Below are 15,883 nucleotides of genomic sequence, written 5' to 3'. Positions count from 1 at the left end.
CGCGGAGGCGGCCTCGCGCAGCCGCCGGACCGCCGCCTCGGCCGCCGACTCCGCCGCCCCGACGTCCGCGGCGGGCAGCCGCGCGGCGGCGGCCGTGTCCTCCTCGGCGAGCACCGCGCGTACCGCGGCCTCCTCCGCCTGCCAGGCGTCGAGCCGCCGTTGCAGTTCCCGGTGGGCGGCGTCGTCCAGCAGCGCGGCTGCCGCCGCCCGCGGGGTGTCGAACCCGGCGCGGAAGGCCGCGTCGGCGAGGCGCGCGTCGGCGTCCTTCAGCCGCTGCGCCGCGTCCTCGGCGTCCCGGGCGGTGTCGGCGGCGTCGGTGAGCAGGGCGGCCCGGCGCTCGCACTGGGCGGCGCGCGCGGCCACACTGCCGGCGTCGCCGCGCACCCGCGCGACCTCCTCCTCCAGCACCGCCCGTTCGCGCTCCAGCCGCTCCCGGCGGCCGACCCGGGCGGCGCCGCGGACGGCGGCCTCGCGCTGCGCGGTGATCCGCTGCTCGCGCTCCCCCTCCGCGCGGCGCAACCGCTCCTGCGCGGCGTGCAGTTGGGAGGCGGCGGCCCGGGCGTGCGCGCAGGCCCGCTCGATCTCCGCGGCCTCCTCGGCCAGCCGCCCGGTGGGGGTGTCGCCCGCCTCGGCGGTGGCGGCGGCGAGCGCCTCCCGTACGGTGCCGAGCCGCCGCTCGGCCTCGGCGCGGTCCTCCTCGGCCCGCTGGTAGGCGGTGAGGGCGCGCTCCTCGGCCGCCCGGTCGACGTGTCCGGCATCCTTGCGGGCGGGGGCGGGGTGTTCCGTGGCGCCGCAGACGGCGCAGGGGGTGCCGGCGGTGAGCCGGGCGGCGAGTTCGGCGGCGATGCCGTCGAGCCGCTGTTCCTTCAGGTCGAGCCAGTGGGCGCGGGCCTCGGCGGCCCGTTCGGCGGCGGCGAGGGCGGCCCGCTGGGCGTCGTCCGTGTCGCCGGCGAACTGGTCGCGCTGCCGGGCGGCGCGCAGCCGGCGCTGGGCGTTCCCGCGTCGCTCGGCGAGCTGGGGCGCGCGGGAGGCGGCCTCCTGCGCGGACTCGACCGCCGACCTGAGCGTCTCGCGGGTGTCGTCCCAGCCCGCGAGCCAGCTCTCCGCCTCGGCGAGGAGGTCGTCGTCGGCGCGCTCGTCGCGGTCGAGGTCCGCGCGCTCGGCGACGAGGGAGTCCAGTCGCTGTTCGGCGCGACGGGCCGACTCCAGCCGGCCCAGTTCCTCGGCGGCCCGGCGGGCGGCGGCGGCCAGCCCGGCGGCGCCGGACTCGGCGTGGCCGTCCGGCAGCAGGGCCCGCGCGCGGGCCTCGGCCCCGCTCACCCGGCGGTGCTCGGCCTCGGCGGCGTCCCGCAGCTCCAGTGCGGGGGCCACCGTCTCCGCCTTGCGGGCCCGCGCCATCCGGGCCTCGGCCTCGCGGTGGGTATCGGCCCGCTCGGCCAGCCGCGCCGCCCGTGCCCGCGCCTCGGCGAACCGGCGCTGCAACCGGTCGCGGTCCCGGGCGCCGGCCAGCTCCCGTTCGGCGGCGGTCTGGGCAAACTCGGCGGCCGTGAGCCGGCAGCGGGCGACGGCGAGCTGCTCCCGCGCGGTGCTGCGGGCGACGGCGGCGGCGCCGAGCACGGCTTCGGCCAGGCCCGGCTCCCCCGGTGCCGTCTCGGGCAGCTCCATGGCGTCGCCGGCGGCCTGCTGCATGCGGTGGGCGTCGGCGAGCAGCGTGCTGTCGCCGTCGCGCACCTGGGCCTCGGTGGACCGCCGTCGCTCGGCGAGCCGCTTCTCGACCTCCGCGAACCGCTGCGTGTCGAAGAGGCGGCCCAGCAGCTTGCCGCGCGCCTCGGCGTCGGCGCGCAGGAACCGCGCGAAGTCGCCCTGCGGCAACAGCACCACCTGGCAGAACTGCTCCCGGCTCATCCCGAGCAGCTGCGTGATCTCCTCACCGATCTCCTGGTGCGACCGGCTGAGGTCCTTCCAGCCGCCGGCCACCGCGTCGTATTCGCGCAGCCAGGTCTGCGCCTTGTCGAGCGTGGTGCCCGCGCCGCGCTTCTTGGGCCGCTGCCAGGGCGGCTGCCGGGTGATCTCCAGCCGGCGGCCGGCCACGGTGAGGTCGAGCCGGACCTCGGTACGGGTGCCGGGGGCGGCGTGGTCGCTGCGCAGGCCGATGCCCTGGCCGCTCTGCCGGGCGCCCGGCACCGACCCGTACAGGGCGTAGCACACGGCGTCCAGGACGGAGGTCTTGCCGGCCCCGGTGGGTCCGTGCAGCAGGAACAGGCCGGCCGCGGACAGCGCGTCGAAGTCGACGCGCTGTGCGGTGCCGAAGGGGCCGAACGCGGTGAGGTCCAGCCGGTGCAGCCTCACCGCGCCACCTCCCGTACGGTCGCGTCCGCGCGTACGGCGTCGAACGCGTCCCGCAGGACGGCCTGTTCGCGCGCGTCGGGTCCGGCGCCGCGCACATGGGCGACGAAGTCCTCCGCGATCTCCTGGTCGTCCCGCCCGGCCAGCCGCCGCGCGTACGACACGTCCGGATCGTCCGGCGGCCGTTCGGGATCGAAGACGAGGCTGAGCGTGTGCGGGAAACGCTCGCTGAGCCGCGCCATGGGGTCGGCGGGCCGGACCGGGTCGGTCAGCGTCGCCTCCACCCACGCCTCCTCGTGCGGGGTCAGCCCGGGGTCGGCGAGCAGTTCCTCCAGCGTGCCCCGCAGCCGGGCCAGCGGCCGCGGCACCGGACAGTCGAGCCGCTCGGCGCCGACCGCCCCGTCGCCGTCCAGGTCGATCAGCCACATGCTCTTGCGGTGCGTCGCCTCGGAGAAGGAGTACGGCAGCGGAGAGCCGGAGTAGCGGACGCGCTCGGTGAGGGTCTGGCAGCCGTGCAGATGGCCGAGGGCCACGTAGTCGACGCCGTCGAACACCCCGGCGGGCACGGCGGCGACCCCGCCGACCGTGATGTCCCGTTCACTGTCGCTCGGGCTGCCCCCGGTGACGAAGGCGTGCGCGAGGACGACGGACCGGGTGCCCGGCGCCCGGCCCGCGAGATCGGCGCGGACCCGGTCCATGGCGGCGGCGAGCACCGCCTCGTGCCCGGCCCGCTCCACCCCGAACTCGTCTTTCACCAGGGCCGGTTCGAGATACGGCAGCCCGTAGAAGGCCACCGGTCCGTCGGCGTCCGCCAGCAGCACCGGGGTGCCGCACTCGGCGGGTGCGGTCCGCAGATGTATCCCGGCCCGGTCGATGAGCCCGGCGCCGACCCCCAGCCGCCGGGCGGAGTCATGGTTGCCGGAGATCATCACCGTGGGCACCCCGAGGGCGGCGAGGCGGTGCAGGGCGTCGTCGAACAGCTCGACCGCGGCCAGTGGCGGCACCGCCCGGTCGTACACGTCTCCCGACACGACCACGGCGTCGACGGCGTGCTCGCGCACGGTCTCGACGAGGTGGCCGATGAACCCGGCCTGGGCACCGAGCATGTTCACCCGGTGGAAGGCCCGGCCGAGGTGCCAGTCGGAAGTGTGCAGCAGTCTCATGCTCCCCGACATTAACGGCCGGGTCTGACAGCACGTTCGGTTACTCCCGTTTCCTCCCGTCCGCGGCAAGCACTAAGCGAGCTTTGCCTGGTTTGTCTGCTTTGTCCTCACGCATCTCCGTAGGCTTCGCCGCCGAGTTCGAGCCCGGCCGTCCCGGCGGTCGCGTCCGCCAGCCAGGACCGGAAGGCGGGCACGTCGGCGTCCGGCAGCCCGATGCCGATGGTGACGGCCTCGCCGTAGCGCACGTCGCGCACCGTGCGTCCGGTGGCGCGCAGCTCGTTCTGGAGCTTGCCGGCCCGCTGGTGGTCGACGGTGACGACGGCCAGCCGGAACCGCCGCCGGGTCACCGTCCCCACGGCGTCCAGCGCCTGGCCGACCGCGCCCCCGTACGCCCGGATCAGTCCCCCGGCCCCCAGTTTGACCCCGCCGTAGTAGCGGGTGACGACGGCGACGACATACCGCATGTCGCGCCGCAGCAGCATCTGGAGCATGGGCACCCCGGCGGTGCCACCGGGCTCCCCGTCGTCGCTCGCGCGCTGCACGGCGGCGTCGGCGCCGATGACGTACGCCCAGCAGTTGTGGGTGGCGTCCGCGTGCTCCTCGCGCACGGCCGCGAGGAAGTCCTGCGCCTCCTGCTCGCTGCCGGCCGGGGCTAGCGCGCACAGGAAGCGCGAGCGGTTGATCTCGGTCTCGTGCACACCCGCGCGGGCGACGGTGCGGTACTGGTCCTGCATCGGGCCAGCCTATGCGCCGGCCGTCCGGCCCTATCCGGAGCCCACGTCGCGGACGAGATGCAGGCCGAGGAACCGGTCGGCGTAGGCGTACGTCTCGAAGCGGGCGCCGTCCGGCAGTCCGGAACCGGTCGCCACCTCGCGCAGGACCCGCAGTACGGCGGGCGCGTCGAGGTCGTCCTCCCACCCGGCGCGCAGCCCCGCGCGGACGTCCTCCGGGACGGGGCGCGAGGGCTGCCGCGCCCAGTCGGCCACCGCGCGGCGATGGCGCCGCAGGGTTTCCCGGGCGTCGTCCAGGGCCGCCGCGTCGAGCCGTACCGCCTCGCCCCGGGGCCGGGCGAGCAGGGCCAGCCGCAGGGCGTGGGGGTCGGCGGCGGAGCCGGTCAGGTCGTCGACGGGGGCGACGCTCACCAGGACACCGTCGGGAGCCGTGCCGCCCTCGGCGACGACATGGACGGCCCGCGCCTCGCCCGGGTCGGCGCCGGCGTCCCGGCCGTCCTCCAGGGGGTGCGTGCCGAGGGCCGCGGCGTCCGCCCGCAGTTCCGCCTCCTGACGGCCGCCGGACAGCAGCGCCCACACGGGCGTACCGCCGAGTTCCAGGGCGCGCACCAGCAGGTCGGTGACGAGCAGCACGCGCAGCGCGGTGGCGTCGCGCTCCGGTACGTGCGCGTGCACGCGGGTCAGGCCCCGGCGGGCGGGGGCGGCGGCGACCGTTTCGCCGGTCCGGGCGTCGGTGATGCGGAGCACGGTGCGAGCCTAGGGCCTGTGGGCCGCCGCGGCCGGACGGCACGGGAATCTCCGCCCGCCGTGATCCGTTGTGCGGTATGGGACCCGTCCGGGAAGTCCGACAGCGCGAGGAGAGCGGCATGTACGGCGACGAGGCAACCGTCCGCAGGATCCTCACCGGGACCGGTGGCACCTGGGCGGTGGTGGGACTCTCCGCCAACCAGCGGCGGGCCGCCTACGGGGTCGCGGCGGTGCTCCAGGGGTTCGGGAAGCGGATCGTACCGGTGCACCCGAAGGCCGAGACGGTGCACGGCGAGCCGGGGTACGCCTCGCTCGCGGACATTCCCTTCGACGTGGACGTGGTCGATGTGTTCGTGAACAGCGAGCTGGCCGGGGCGGTCGCCGACGAGGCGGTCGCCAAGGGCGCGAAGGCGGTGTGGTTCCAGCTCGGGGTGGTCGACGAGGCGGCGTACGAGCGGACCCGGGGCGCCGGGCTCGACATGGTGATGGACCGCTGCCCGGCCATCGAGATACCTCGCCTGGGACAGCGCCCGCCGTCATAATGCGCGGGTGACCACCTCATCGTCGCGTGCCGCCGAGCGGTTCCCGGTCGTCGTCGTCGGCGCCGGCCCCGCCGGGCTCACCGTGGGCTGTGTGCTGCGGGCCGCCGGGGTGGACTGTCTGGTGCTGGAGACCGAGAGCCGCCGGTTCGTCGAGCAGCGGCCGCGGGCCGGGGTGATCGAGGAGTGGGCGGTGCGCGGGCTGGAGCGGCGCGGGCTGGCCGGGCGGCTGCTGGAGCGGGCGCAGCGGCACAGCGAGTGCGAGTTCCGGTTCGGCGGGGAGCGGTACCGGTTCCGGTACGGCGAGCTGACGGGGTGTCATCACTGGGTGTATCCGCAGCACTTCCTGGTGACCGACCTCGTGCGGGAGTACGTGGACGTGCGGGGCGGCGCGGTGCGGTTCGGGGTGCGGGACGTGCGGCTGCGCGGCCTGGACACCGAGCGGCCCGAGGTGTCGTACACCTGCGCCGAGGCCGGTGAACGCCGGGTGGTGGAGTGCGCGTTCGTCGCCGGGTGCGACGGGGCGCGCGGGGTGACACGGGCCGCGGTGCCGGCCGGGCGGACGCGGATCGCGCGGTTCGACTACGGCATCGGCTGGCTGGCGCTGCTCGCCGAGGCGCCGCCGTCGGCGCGGAGCGTGGTGTTCGGGATGCATCCGCGCGGTTTCGCCGGGCACATGCAGCGCAGCCCCGACACAACCCGGTACTACCTCCAGTGCCCGCCGGGCGACGATCCGGCGAACTGGTCGCACGAGCGGGTGTGGGACGAGCTGCGGGAGCGGCTGCGCGCGGCGGACGCGCCACCGCTGAACGAGGGGCGGCTGATCGAGAAGCGCGTCCTCGACATGCACAACTACGTGGTCGAACCGATGGTGTCCGGGCGGCTGTTCCTGGCCGGGGACGCCGCCCATCTGACCGCGCCGATCGCCGCGAAGGGCATGAACCTCGCCCTGCACGACGCCTTCCTGCTGGCCGACGGACTGGTCGCGCGGTTGCGGGACGGCGACGACACCCTCCTCGCCCGGTACTCCGGCGCCTGCCTGGCACGGGTGTGGGACTACCAGGAGTTCAGCGGCTGGCTGTCGGAGGTGTACCACGGCACGGCGTCGGGCGACCCGTACCGGGCGGGCAGCGCGCTCGCCCGGCTGCGCCGGCTGTTCGACTCCCCCGTCGCCGCGGCGGCCTTCGCCGAGCAGTACCTCGGCACACGCACCGGCGAGTAGGGCCCGCTCAGGCGACGCCCAGTGCGTCCAGGACGACCGCGCCCGGGAGGTCCGCGAACGCCTTGCCGGGTACCAGCAGTTTGCCGCGCCGCCGGCCGCTGCCGACCAGGACGTAGGGCAGGTCGACGACGGCGGAGTCCACCAGCAGCGGCCAGTCGCCGGGCAGGCCGACCGGCGTGATGCCGCCGTACTCCATGCCGGTCTCGCCGGTGGCCGTGTCCATCGGGGCGAAGGACGCCTTGCGGGCGCCGAGGTGACGGCGGACCACGCCGTTGACGTCGACCCGGGTGGTGGACAGCACCAGGCAGGCCGCGAGCGTGCTCTCGCCGCCGCGCTTGCCGCTGACGACGACGCAGTTGGCGGACTGCTCCAGCAGGTCGCGGCCGTAGTGCTCGACGAAGGTGGCGGTGTCGGCCCACTCCGGGTCGGTGTCGACGTAGAGGAGCTGCTCGGCGGGGACGCCGCCGCGCCAGTGGCGGACCGCGTCGGCGACCGGGCGGGTCAGGTCGTCGAGGCAGTCGGGGGCGGGGGTGGCCCGGTCGAAGTCTCCGATGGGTGGCTGCATGCCCGCACGGTAACAAGGGCTCAGCGCACCGGCGGCACCGAGACCGCCATGACCATCTCCATCGGTACGCCGCCGGTGTTGGCGTACGTGTGCGCGGTGTCGGCCGCGAAGGAGGCGCTCGCCCCGGCCGGCACCCGGTACTGCGTGCCGTCCACGGTGATGGTCAGTTCGCCGGCCATGACGTGCACCAGCTCGACCGTGCCGGCCGGGTGCGGGTCGGACGGGCTGTGCTCGCCCGGCATCAGCCGCCAGTCCCACATCTCCAGCGGGCCGGGCGCCTCGGTGCCGGCCAGCAGCCGGCTGTAGCTGCCGGCGTCGGTGTGCCAGAGCCGTACCGCCGCGTCGGCGGGCACGACCCGGACCGTGGCGGCCTGCTCGTGGTCGAGGAGGGTGGGGATGCTGACGCCGAGCGCGTCGCCGATCTTGACGACGGTGCCGAGGCTGGGGTTGGTCCGGGCCTGTTCGATCTGGATCAGCATGCCCCGGCTGACCCCGGCCCGGCCGGCCAGGGCGTCCAGGGTGAAGCCGCGCTCGGTGCGCCAGCGTCTGACGTTGCGCGCGAGCGACTGGGTCAGCAGGTCGAGGTCCGACACGTTCCGTCCAGGGTGGTGCGTGGCTGTACCAGATCGTTCAGTGCACTGTACTGCCGGACCGGCCGAGGTCAGGACTCCGCGTCCAGCCGCGCGAGGTGCGCGGCCGTCTCCTCGTCCAGCGCCGACAGCGCCCGCAACTGCTCCGGGGTGACCCCGTCCGGGATCGGCACCGGGGCCGGCGTGCGCAGCGGGGGCTGCCAGCCGCCGTCGGGCGTCCAGCGCCGTACGACGCGGGCGGGCGCGCCCGCCACCACGGCGTGGTCGGGCACCGCGCCGCGGACCACGGCGCCGGCGGCCACCACCACGTTCCGGCCGATCCGGGCGCCCGGCAGGATCACCGCGCCGGTGCCGATCCAGCAGCCGGGACCGATCTCGACCGGCTCCATCCGGGGCCACTGCTTGCCGATGGGCTGGTGCGGATCGTCGTAGGAGTGGTTGGTGGAGGTGACGTAGACGTACGGGCCGAAGTAGCAGTCGCTGCCGATGGTGACGGTGGTGTCGGCGATGACGTGGCTGCCCCGGCCGAGGACGACGCCGTCGCCGAGGCGCAGGATCGGCTCCGGGCCGAGGTCGAGGTCGGGCATCAGACCGGCCGTCAGCGTGACCTGCTCGCCGATGATGCAGTGGGCGCCGAGGTGGATCCAGGGTTCGCCGAAGACCGTGCCGAGCGGGAAGGCGAGCCGGGTGCCGGGGCCGAGGGCGCCGAAGCGGAACCGTCCGGGCTGCTCGGCGGTGACCGAACCGGTGCGCCGCACCCAGTCCCAGCCCGCGTGGACGGCCCGCTGCGCGAGGCGGCGCCCCCAGGACTGATACGTGTTCTCGCGCTTCGGCACCCGCACACGGTACTCAGCGGGCCGCCCGGTGAGGGTGCGGGGCGGGCTGTGATCTTCGCCCCACCGGTGGGCTACCGTGCCGGGGACACCTCACCCGACCAGGAGGCGACGATGACGCACAAGGCACTGATCACGGGCATCGGCGGCAGGGAGCCCGAGGTGGCCGGGGCGGCGTTCGTGGCGCCGACCGCCTCGGTGATCGGGGACGTGACACTGGGCGCGGGGGCGAGCGTCTGGTACGGGGCGGTGCTGCGCGGCGACGCCGAGCGGATCACGGTCGGAGCGGACAGCAACGTCCAGGACAACTGCACGCTGCACGCCGACCCCGGCTTCCCGGTCACCGTCGGGGAGCGGGTGTCCATCGGGCACAACGCGGTGGTGCACGGGGCGACCGTCGAGGACGACTGTCTGGTCGGGATGGGGGCGACCGTGCTGAACGGGGCGGTGATCGGGACGGGGTCGCTGGTGGCGGCGCAGGCGCTGGTGCCGCAGGGGATGGTGGTGCCGGCGGGGGTGTTGGTGGCGGGGGTGCCGGCGAAGGTGCGGCGGGAGCTGACACGGGAGGAAAGGGAGGGGCTGACCCTCAACGGCACGAGGTACGCGGGGTTGGCGAAGGTGCACCGGGGGGAGCTCGGAGGATGACGGTATTTCCCGGGCTGCGGGTGCGTGGGGGCTGGTCGCGCCCACGCGGCGGAGCCGCACATCGATACAGTCCCGCGCCCCTCAGGGGGTTTCCGCCTCCGGTGCCGTGAGGGGCTCCGCCTTCTTCGCCCTCCTCTTCAGCACCAGCATGGAAGTGGCGCCGATGAGGACCGCCGCCACCAGGCCCAGCCAGGAGAAGCGCTTGAGCCAGGATTCGGCGACCACCCCGACGTAGTAGATGACGGCGGTGGTGCCGCCGGCCCAGACGATGCCGCCGAGGACGTTGGCGATCAGGAACTTCCAGTACGGCATGTGCAGGACACCGGCCAGCGGGCCGGCGAAGATGCGCAGCAGGGCGATGAAGCGGCCGAAGAAGACCGCCCACATGCCCCACTTGGTGAAGGACCGTTCGGCGGTGGCGACGTGGCCCTCGCTGAAGTGGCGCGGGAACTTCCGGCCCAGCCAGGCCAGCAGGGGCCGGCCGCCCTTGCGGCCGATGGCGTAGCCGATGGAGTCGCCGATCACCGCGCCGGCGGTGGCGCAGGCGCCGAGGATCACCGGGTCGATGCCGCCGTGCTGCGACGACAGCAGGGCCGCCGACACCAGGATGATCTCGCCGGGCAGCGGGATGCCCAGGCTCTCCAGACCGATGACCAGTCCCACCACGGCGTAGACGGCCGCCGCGGGCACGGTGTCGAGCCACTCCTGGACGTGCACTGTCGGCTCCTCGGGGTTTCGCTCCTGCTGTCCCGGGAAGCCTACTTGGTCACCCGGGCGCACCCACGTCCGCGCTCGTGCGCAGCCGCAGATCGGCCGAGGACGTCCCGATCCACACCGCCCGCCGGCCGGTGCCGAGCACCCAGTCGTGGCGCCGGACGTCCCAGCAGGACAGGGTGCGGGCGCCGGCCCGCACGGTCACCCGGCGGCGTTCCCCCGCCCGCAGCGCGAGCCGCCGGTAGCCCGCCAGCGCCCGTACGGGCTGGTCGAGGGCGAGGTCGGGCGAGGGACCCACGTAGACCTGCGCCACCGTCACGCCGTCCCGGTCGCCGGTGTTGCGGACGGTGAAGGTGACGTCGAGCCCGCCGTCCCGCACCGGGCGGGCCACCGGGCCGGTGTAGGCGAAGGAGGTGTACGACAGTCCGTGCCCGAAGGGGAACAGCGGGCGCACGCCGTGCCTGTCGTACCAGCGGTGGCCGATGTGGACGCCTTCGCGGTACTCCTCGGTGCCGGCCACGCCCGGGTAGCGGCGCGGGTCCCCGGCGACCGGGTGGCGGTCGTCGGCGGCGGGGAAGGTCTGGGTGAGCCGGCCGCCCGGGTCGCACTCGCCGTACAGGACGGCGGCGGTGGCGGCGGCGCCCTCCTGGCCGGGGTAGTACATCTGGAGCACGGCGCCGGTCCCGGCCAGCCACGGCATCAGGACGGCCCCGGAGGTGTTGAGGACGACGGTGGTGCGGGGGTTGGCCCGGGTCACGGCCTCGATCAGCCGGTTCTGGCCGCCGGGCAGGGCGAGCGTGGTGCGGTCCTGGCCCTCGGTGGCGTCCTCGTAGGCGAAGAGGACCACGTCGTCGGCGGCGCGGGCGGCGCGTACCGCCTCGGTGACGTCGGCCGCGCGGGTCGCGCCGGTGAGGTGCCGCAGCCGGAAGGTCTGGCCCCGCTCGCCCCCGGACGCGGTGATCCGCAGCCGGTGCCGGCCCGCGCCGAGCCGCAGCGTGCGGCGGCGGACGGCGAGGCCGTCGGGGGCGGTGGTGAGCAGGCCGCCGGGGAAGTACTCGGTGTAGCCGGGGGCCATCGGGAAGAGGTTCGCGTCGTCGAGCCGGACCTCGGGGCGGTGGGCGGGGTCGCCGGAGTAGTGCAGGAGGAGGGTCCACTCGTCGTCCTCGGGGACGGTGAGGGTGCCGTCGTAGGTCCAGCTGCGGCCGGCGGAGACGGGGCGGGACTCGGTGTCGAGGGCGGGAGTGAGGGCGTCGGCGGGCAGGCGCTTGCCGAAGATGTCCTCGCCGAGGGCGTACGTCACCCGCGCGGCGCGGGCGCCGATGGTGTCCAAGGGGGCGTCGGCGCGGTCGGGGACGACATGAGCGCTGCCGCCGCCGCCGACCAGCGGGCGAGCGCCGGTGGGGCCGATCACGGCGACGGTGCGGCCGGGGGCCAGCGGCAGGGTGCCGTGCTCGTTGCGCAGCAGGGTGGCACCGGCCTCGGCGACCTCGCGGGCCACGGCGGCCCCGGCGGCGGCGTCCCGGGCGGGGCGCGACGGCGGGGCGGCGGCGAGCAGGCCGAAGCGGTCCATGACGGTCAGGACGCGGCGTACGGCGCGGTCGACGTGCTGCTCGGGGACGGTGCCGGCGCGCACCGCGGTCAGCAGGGCGTCCCCGTAGTGCCTGCCGTCCGGCATCTCCAGGTCGAGGCCGGCGGCGAGGGCGCGGGCGGTGGAGTGGGTGGCGGACCAGTCGCTCATCACCAGGCCGTCGAAGCCCCAGCGTTCGCGCAGCACGCCGGTGAGCAGGTCCGGGTGCTCGCCGGCGTGGGTGCCGCCGACCTTGTTGTAGGCGGCCATCACCGCGCCGGCGCGGGCGGTGACGGCGGCTTCGAAGGCACGCAGATAGACCTCGTGCAGGGTGCGTTCGTCGACCCGGACGTCGACCGTCTCGCGGTCCTTCTCCTGGTTGTTCAGCGCGAAGTGCTTGACGGTAGCGACGAGTCCCTCGCTCTGGATGCCCTCGATCTCGGCGGCGACCAGGTCGGCGGCGAGCAGCGGGTCCTCGGCGAGGGTCTCGAAGTTGCGGCCGGCGTACGGGATGCGGATCAGGTTGACCATCGGGGAGAGCAGCACGTCCTGGCCCAGCGCGCGGCCCTCGCGGCCGATGACCTCGCCGTAGCGGCGGGCCAGGTCCGGGTCGAAGGCGGCGGCCAGCAGGACGGGGGCGGGCAGCGCGGTGGCGGGAGCGGCGACCCGGACGCCGGCCGGGCCGTCGGCCAGGCGCAGCGGCGGGATGCCGAGGCGGGGCACGCCGGGGAGGTGGCCGGCCTGGCCCAGGGGGGCGGGATCGGGTGCCCCGTGCAGCAGGGAGACCTTCTCGGAGAGGGTCAGCCGGGCGACGAGGTCGTCGACGGCGTACGTACGTCCGTCGGCACCTGCGCTGCCCCCGACCGCGTACATACGTCCGTCGACTCCCGCGCTGCCGCCGACCGCGGACATACGTCCGTCGACACGTCCGCTGCCGCCGGCGGCGTGGGCGCGGCCGCCGGTTCCGGCCACCGCCCCGGCGACGGCGGCGCCGGTCAGCAGGCGCAGGGCGGTCCGCCGGGAGGCGGCGGGGGTCACGGTCCGGGGCTCCTGGGGTCTGTGCACGCAGGCACTATGCGCCAAGGCGGGCCCGGCATCCCGCCGGGCGACGCGGCGCGGCGCGAAGGCGCCCGCAATGACCCACAGCTCGCTCCGAGGCGGTTCTCGGCCGTTTCCCATCCGGCCGGGTCAGCATGACCCCATGATCGCCTCCCCCACTCCGACCACGACCGGTCCCGCCCGTGCCGTGCGCAAGGCGGTCGTGCCGGCCGCCGGGCTCGGCACGCGGTTCCTGCCCGCCACGAAGGCCACCCCCAAGGAGATGCTGCCGGTGGTCGACAAACCGGCCATCCAGTACGTCGTCGAGGAAGCGGCGGCGGCCGGTCTGGACGACGTACTGATGATCACCGGGCGCAACAAGCGGGCCATCGAGGACCACTTCGACCACGCCCTGGAACTGGAACAGACCCTCGCGGCGAAGGGCGACACCGTACGGCTGGACGCGGTGCGCGATCCGGCGCGGCTCGCGGACATCCACCACATCCGGCAGGGCGAGCCGCTGGGCCTCGGCCACGCGGTCCTGTGCGCCCGCCGGCACATCGGCGACCAGCCGTTCGCCGTGCTGCTCGGCGACGACCTGATCGATCCGCGCGAGACGCTGCTCAGCCGGATGCTCGACGTCCAGGGCCGGTACGCGGGGAGCGTCGTCGCGCTGATGGAGGTGCCGGCGGACCAGATCCACCTGTACGGCTGCGCCGCCGTCGAGGCCACCGGGGAGCAGGGGGTGGTCCGGGTCACCGGGCTGGTGGAGAAGCCGGCCCCGGAGCGGGCGCCGAGCCGGTACGCGGTCATCGGCCGTTACGTCCTGGACCCGGCCGTCTTCGGCGTCCTGGAGCGCACCGCGCCGGGCCGGGGCGGGGAGATCCAGCTCACCGACGCCCTCCAGGACCTCGCCGCGGGCGGCACGGTGCACGGGGTGGTCTTCGACGGCCTGCGCTACGACACCGGGGACAAGGCGGAGTACCTGCGCACGGTGGTGCGGCTGGCCTGCGACCGGCCCGATCTGGGGCCGGGTTTCACGGCGTGGCTGAAGGAGTTCGTGGCCGGCCTGGCGGGCGGCGGGGACGGCGCCCTGGACGGCACCGGCGGTCACCTCGCCGCCTGACGCCCGCTGGTCCGAGGGCCCGGCCCGGCACCACCCGGCCGGGCCCTCGCGGCTCGCGCTGCCGTGGTGCTCAGCCGTTGGGCCGCAGGGTCCAGGTCACGGTCATCTCCCCGGTGACGGCGCCGTCCTCGCGCCGGATGGCCACGGTCACCGGGAACTCGGGGCGCCGGCCCTCGTCCAGCTCCGCGACCACCTCGGCGGCGGGCCGCCCGAGCGTCGCGGTGGCGGTGACCGGGCCCAGCGCGATCTTCTTGAACGCGATCTCGGCGTTGACCGGCAGCGGCACGGCCCGTGAGAGCTGGTCGCCGAACGCGGCCAGCACGATCGCGCCGCTGGCCGACTCGCCGAGGGTGAACATCGCTCCGGCGTGCGGTCCGCCGACGTGGTTGCGGTACTCGCTCTGGTCCGGGAGGGCCAGTACGGCCCGGTCCGGACCGGTCTCCAGGTACTCCAGCTTCAGGGTCCGCACCATCGGCACCGTGGCGGCGAGCATCTCGCCGATCGACATCTGGTCTGCGCTCATGACGACAGGTTACCCGTGAGTAGCATCGGGGGCCAGAGGCCGTCCGCCCCTTCCCGGAAGCACCGGATGCGGCATACACGGATTGTCATCGGCGGCCGGGACGGCGATAGTCACCCAGTGCCGACCCTGCCCTTCCGCCCCCGCCGCCCCGTCTGGGCGACCCGCAACTACACCCTGCTCACCACCGCCACGGTGGTGACCGGCCTCGGCGGCAACGGCGCGCTGATCGCCGCCGCGTTCGCCGTGCTGGAGGCGGGCGGCGACGGCGGCGACGTGGGTCTGGTGGCCGCCGCCCGCACCCTGCCCCTGGTGCTCTTCCTGCTGATCGGCGGCGCGCTGGCGGACCGGCTGCCGCGGCACCGGGTGATGGTCGCCGCCAACACGCTGAACTGTGTGTCGCAGGCGGCGTTCGCGGTGCTGGTCCTGGCCGGGGAGCCGCGGTTGTGGCAGATGATGCTGCTGGCCGGGCTCGGCGGCACCGGGCAGGCGTTCTTCTCCCCGGCGGCGGAGGGCATGCTGATGTCCTCGGTCGACGGCGAGCACGCCGGACGGGCCTTCGCGGTGTTCCGGATGGCGGTGCACGGCGCGGGCCTGGGCGGCGCGGCGCTGGGCGGCGCGCTGGTCGCCGCGATCGGTCCCGGCTGGGTGCTCGCGGCGGACGCGGCGGCGTTCGGCTGTGCGGCCGCGCTGCGCGGGCTGCTCGACGTGAGCCACATCCTGCCGCGGGCCCCGGGCGACGGCCTGTTCGCCGATCTGCGGGAGGGCTGGCGGGAGTTCAGCGGCCGGCCGTGGCTGTGGGGCGTCGTGGTGCAGTTCTCGGTCGCCAACGCGGTGGTCGGCGCCGCCGAGGCGGTCTACGGCCCGCTGGTCGCCCGCGACCACCTGGGCGGGGCCGGCCCGTGGGGCCTGGCGCTGGCCTGCTTCGGCGCCGGCACGGTCGGCGGCGCGCTGCTGATGACCCGCTGGAAACCGCGCCGCCTGCTGCTCGCCGGCACCCTGTGCGTCTTCCCGCTGGCCCTTCCCTCCGCCGCCCTGGCGCTGACGGCGCCGGTCGGCGTGCTGTGCGCGGTGATGCTCGTCACCGGCGTGTCCATCGAGGTCTTCGGCGTCTCGTGGATGACCGCGCTGCATCAGGAGGTGCCCGAGGAGAAGCTGTCGCGGATATCGGCGTACGACTGGTTCGGCTCGGTCGCGCTGGTGCCGGCGGCGACCGCGCTGGCGGGCCCCTCGGAGTCGGCGTTCGGGCGCACCGAGTCGCTGTGGGGCTGCGCGGTGCTGGTGGTCCTGGTCACGGCGGCCGTACTGGGCGTCCCGGACGTACGGAACCTGCGCCGCCGCCCTTCGCCGGTGACGCGCGCGGCGAAGGGCGGCGGCGCCGCGTCAGCCGATGTCGAACGCCCTCTGGGAGAGCCCGGGTGACGGTGCCGCGTCCGCGTCCCGCGCCGGCCAGACGCAGGCAACCCGCCGACACCGAAGGCCCCCGCACCGCATCAGCCGATACCGCCCACCGCACGTTCCCGACAGCCACGGCACC

The 15,883-nt window shown here is 75.4% G+C and carries 15 protein-coding genes; 5 read left to right on the top strand and 10 right to left on the bottom strand.

Annotated features, from left to right (window positions below):
* The 4 genes from ACTT8P_RS22755 to ACTT8P_RS22740 form a co-directional block, all read right to left on the bottom strand.
* A partial coding sequence (locus tag ACTT8P_RS22755; protein WP_442833542.1) for an AAA family ATPase occupies positions 1 to 2,349 on the bottom strand: 2,349 nt, incomplete at its 3' end.
* Complete coding sequence (locus tag ACTT8P_RS22750) at positions 2,346 to 3,509, bottom strand: exonuclease SbcCD subunit D (RefSeq protein WP_442833541.1); 1,164 nt, start codon at positions 3,507 to 3,509, stop codon at positions 2,346 to 2,348. The genes ACTT8P_RS22750 and ACTT8P_RS22755, both read right to left, overlap by 4 nt.
* Positions 3,510 to 3,616: 107 nt before the next feature.
* A complete protein-coding gene (locus ACTT8P_RS22745; RefSeq protein WP_442833540.1) occupies positions 3,617 to 4,243 on the bottom strand; it encodes a YigZ family protein in 627 nt (208 codons plus the stop codon).
* Between the two features lie 30 nt (positions 4,244 to 4,273).
* Positions 4,274 to 4,987 carry a hypothetical protein gene (locus tag ACTT8P_RS22740; RefSeq protein ID WP_442833539.1) on the bottom strand — a complete coding sequence of 238 codons (714 nt, stop codon included), beginning with the start codon at positions 4,985 to 4,987 and terminating at the stop codon, positions 4,274 to 4,276.
* Between the two features lie 119 nt (positions 4,988 to 5,106).
* On the opposite strand from ACTT8P_RS22740, the gene ACTT8P_RS22735 reads away from it, so the two are divergent.
* Both ACTT8P_RS22735 and ACTT8P_RS22730 read left to right on the top strand, forming a co-directional pair.
* Positions 5,107 to 5,529 carry a CoA-binding protein gene (locus ACTT8P_RS22735; protein WP_442833538.1) on the top strand — a complete coding sequence of 141 codons (423 nt, stop codon included), beginning with the start codon at positions 5,107 to 5,109 and terminating at the stop codon, positions 5,527 to 5,529.
* Positions 5,530 to 5,536: 7 nt separating this feature from the next.
* Positions 5,537 to 6,748, top strand: a complete 1,212-nt coding sequence (locus ACTT8P_RS22730; protein ID WP_442833537.1) for a 4-hydroxybenzoate 3-monooxygenase — start codon at positions 5,537 to 5,539, stop codon at positions 6,746 to 6,748.
* Between the two features lie 7 nt (positions 6,749 to 6,755).
* Here the strand turns inward: ACTT8P_RS22730 and ACTT8P_RS22725 are convergent, their stop codons facing one another.
* The 3 genes from ACTT8P_RS22725 to ACTT8P_RS22715 all read right to left on the bottom strand — a co-directional run bounded on the left by ACTT8P_RS22725 (position 6,756) and on the right by ACTT8P_RS22715 (position 8,739).
* The gene (locus tag ACTT8P_RS22725) at positions 6,756 to 7,313 is read right to left on the bottom strand and encodes a YbaK/EbsC family protein (RefSeq protein ID WP_442833536.1); all 558 of its coding nucleotides are present in this window, start codon (positions 7,311 to 7,313) and stop codon (positions 6,756 to 6,758) included.
* Positions 7,314 to 7,333: 20 nt separating this feature from the next.
* Positions 7,334 to 7,906: a helix-turn-helix domain-containing protein gene (locus ACTT8P_RS22720; protein WP_442833535.1), complete on the bottom strand. Its 573-nt coding sequence runs from the start codon at positions 7,904 to 7,906 to the stop codon at positions 7,334 to 7,336.
* A gap of 68 nt (positions 7,907 to 7,974) precedes the next feature.
* Entirely contained in the window at positions 7,975 to 8,739 is a 765-nt protein-coding gene (locus ACTT8P_RS22715; RefSeq protein ID WP_442833534.1) for an acyltransferase, read from the bottom strand.
* Between the two features lie 111 nt (positions 8,740 to 8,850).
* On the opposite strand from ACTT8P_RS22715, the gene ACTT8P_RS22710 reads away from it, so the two are divergent.
* Complete coding sequence (locus tag ACTT8P_RS22710) at positions 8,851 to 9,381, top strand: gamma carbonic anhydrase family protein (protein WP_442833533.1); 531 nt, start codon at positions 8,851 to 8,853, stop codon at positions 9,379 to 9,381.
* Positions 9,382 to 9,462: 81 nt separating this feature from the next.
* Here the strand turns inward: ACTT8P_RS22710 and ACTT8P_RS22705 are convergent, their stop codons facing one another.
* Entirely contained in the window at positions 9,463 to 10,098 is a 636-nt protein-coding gene (locus tag ACTT8P_RS22705; RefSeq protein WP_442833532.1) for a DedA family protein, read from the bottom strand.
* 49 nt (positions 10,099 to 10,147) lie between these two features.
* Positions 10,148 to 12,700 (bottom strand): beta-glucosidase, encoded by a 2,553-nt coding sequence (locus ACTT8P_RS22700; RefSeq protein ID WP_442833547.1) that lies wholly within the window; start codon positions 12,698 to 12,700, stop codon positions 10,148 to 10,150.
* 163 nt (positions 12,701 to 12,863) lie between these two features.
* Between ACTT8P_RS22700 and galU the strand changes: the two genes are divergently transcribed.
* Entirely contained in the window at positions 12,864 to 13,826 is a 963-nt protein-coding gene (galU, locus tag ACTT8P_RS22695) for a UTP--glucose-1-phosphate uridylyltransferase GalU (RefSeq protein WP_442833531.1), read from the top strand.
* 70 nt (positions 13,827 to 13,896) lie between these two features.
* Here galU and ACTT8P_RS22690 read toward each other — a convergent pair whose 3' ends face one another.
* A complete protein-coding gene (locus ACTT8P_RS22690; protein ID WP_442833546.1) occupies positions 13,897 to 14,334 on the bottom strand; it encodes a DUF4442 domain-containing protein in 438 nt (145 codons plus the stop codon).
* A gap of 132 nt (positions 14,335 to 14,466) precedes the next feature.
* On the opposite strand from ACTT8P_RS22690, the gene ACTT8P_RS22685 reads away from it, so the two are divergent.
* Complete coding sequence (locus tag ACTT8P_RS22685) at positions 14,467 to 15,768, top strand: MFS transporter (RefSeq protein WP_442833530.1); 1,302 nt, start codon at positions 14,467 to 14,469, stop codon at positions 15,766 to 15,768.
* Positions 15,769 to 15,883: the final 115 nt, after the last annotated feature.

It is taken from the genome of Streptomyces sp. JW3, assembly GCF_052216785.1.
GTDB lineage: Bacteria > Actinomycetota > Actinomycetes > Streptomycetales > Streptomycetaceae > Streptomyces.
Note: the sequence above shows the minus strand (reverse complement) of the source record. Positions and strands in the feature narration are given on the sequence as shown.

Excerpts from the sequence above, each read along its gene's own strand:
- ACTT8P_RS22750 (WP_442833541.1), bottom strand. The coding sequence starts at position 3,509 with ATGAGACTGCTGCACACTTCCGACTGGCACCTCGGCCGGGCCTTCCAC.
- ACTT8P_RS22745 (WP_442833540.1), bottom strand. The coding sequence starts at position 4,243 with ATGCAGGACCAGTACCGCACCGTCGCCCGCGCGGGTGTGCACGAGACC.
- ACTT8P_RS22735 (WP_442833538.1), top strand. The coding sequence starts at position 5,107 with ATGTACGGCGACGAGGCAACCGTCCGCAGGATCCTCACCGGGACCGGT.
- ACTT8P_RS22725 (WP_442833536.1), bottom strand. The coding sequence starts at position 7,313 with ATGCAGCCACCCATCGGAGACTTCGACCGGGCCACCCCCGCCCCCGAC.
- ACTT8P_RS22710 (WP_442833533.1), top strand. The coding sequence starts at position 8,851 with ATGACGCACAAGGCACTGATCACGGGCATCGGCGGCAGGGAGCCCGAG.
- galU (WP_442833531.1), top strand. The coding sequence starts at position 12,864 with ATGATCGCCTCCCCCACTCCGACCACGACCGGTCCCGCCCGTGCCGTG.
- ACTT8P_RS22690 (WP_442833546.1), bottom strand. The coding sequence starts at position 14,334 with ATGTCGATCGGCGAGATGCTCGCCGCCACGGTGCCGATGGTGCGGACC.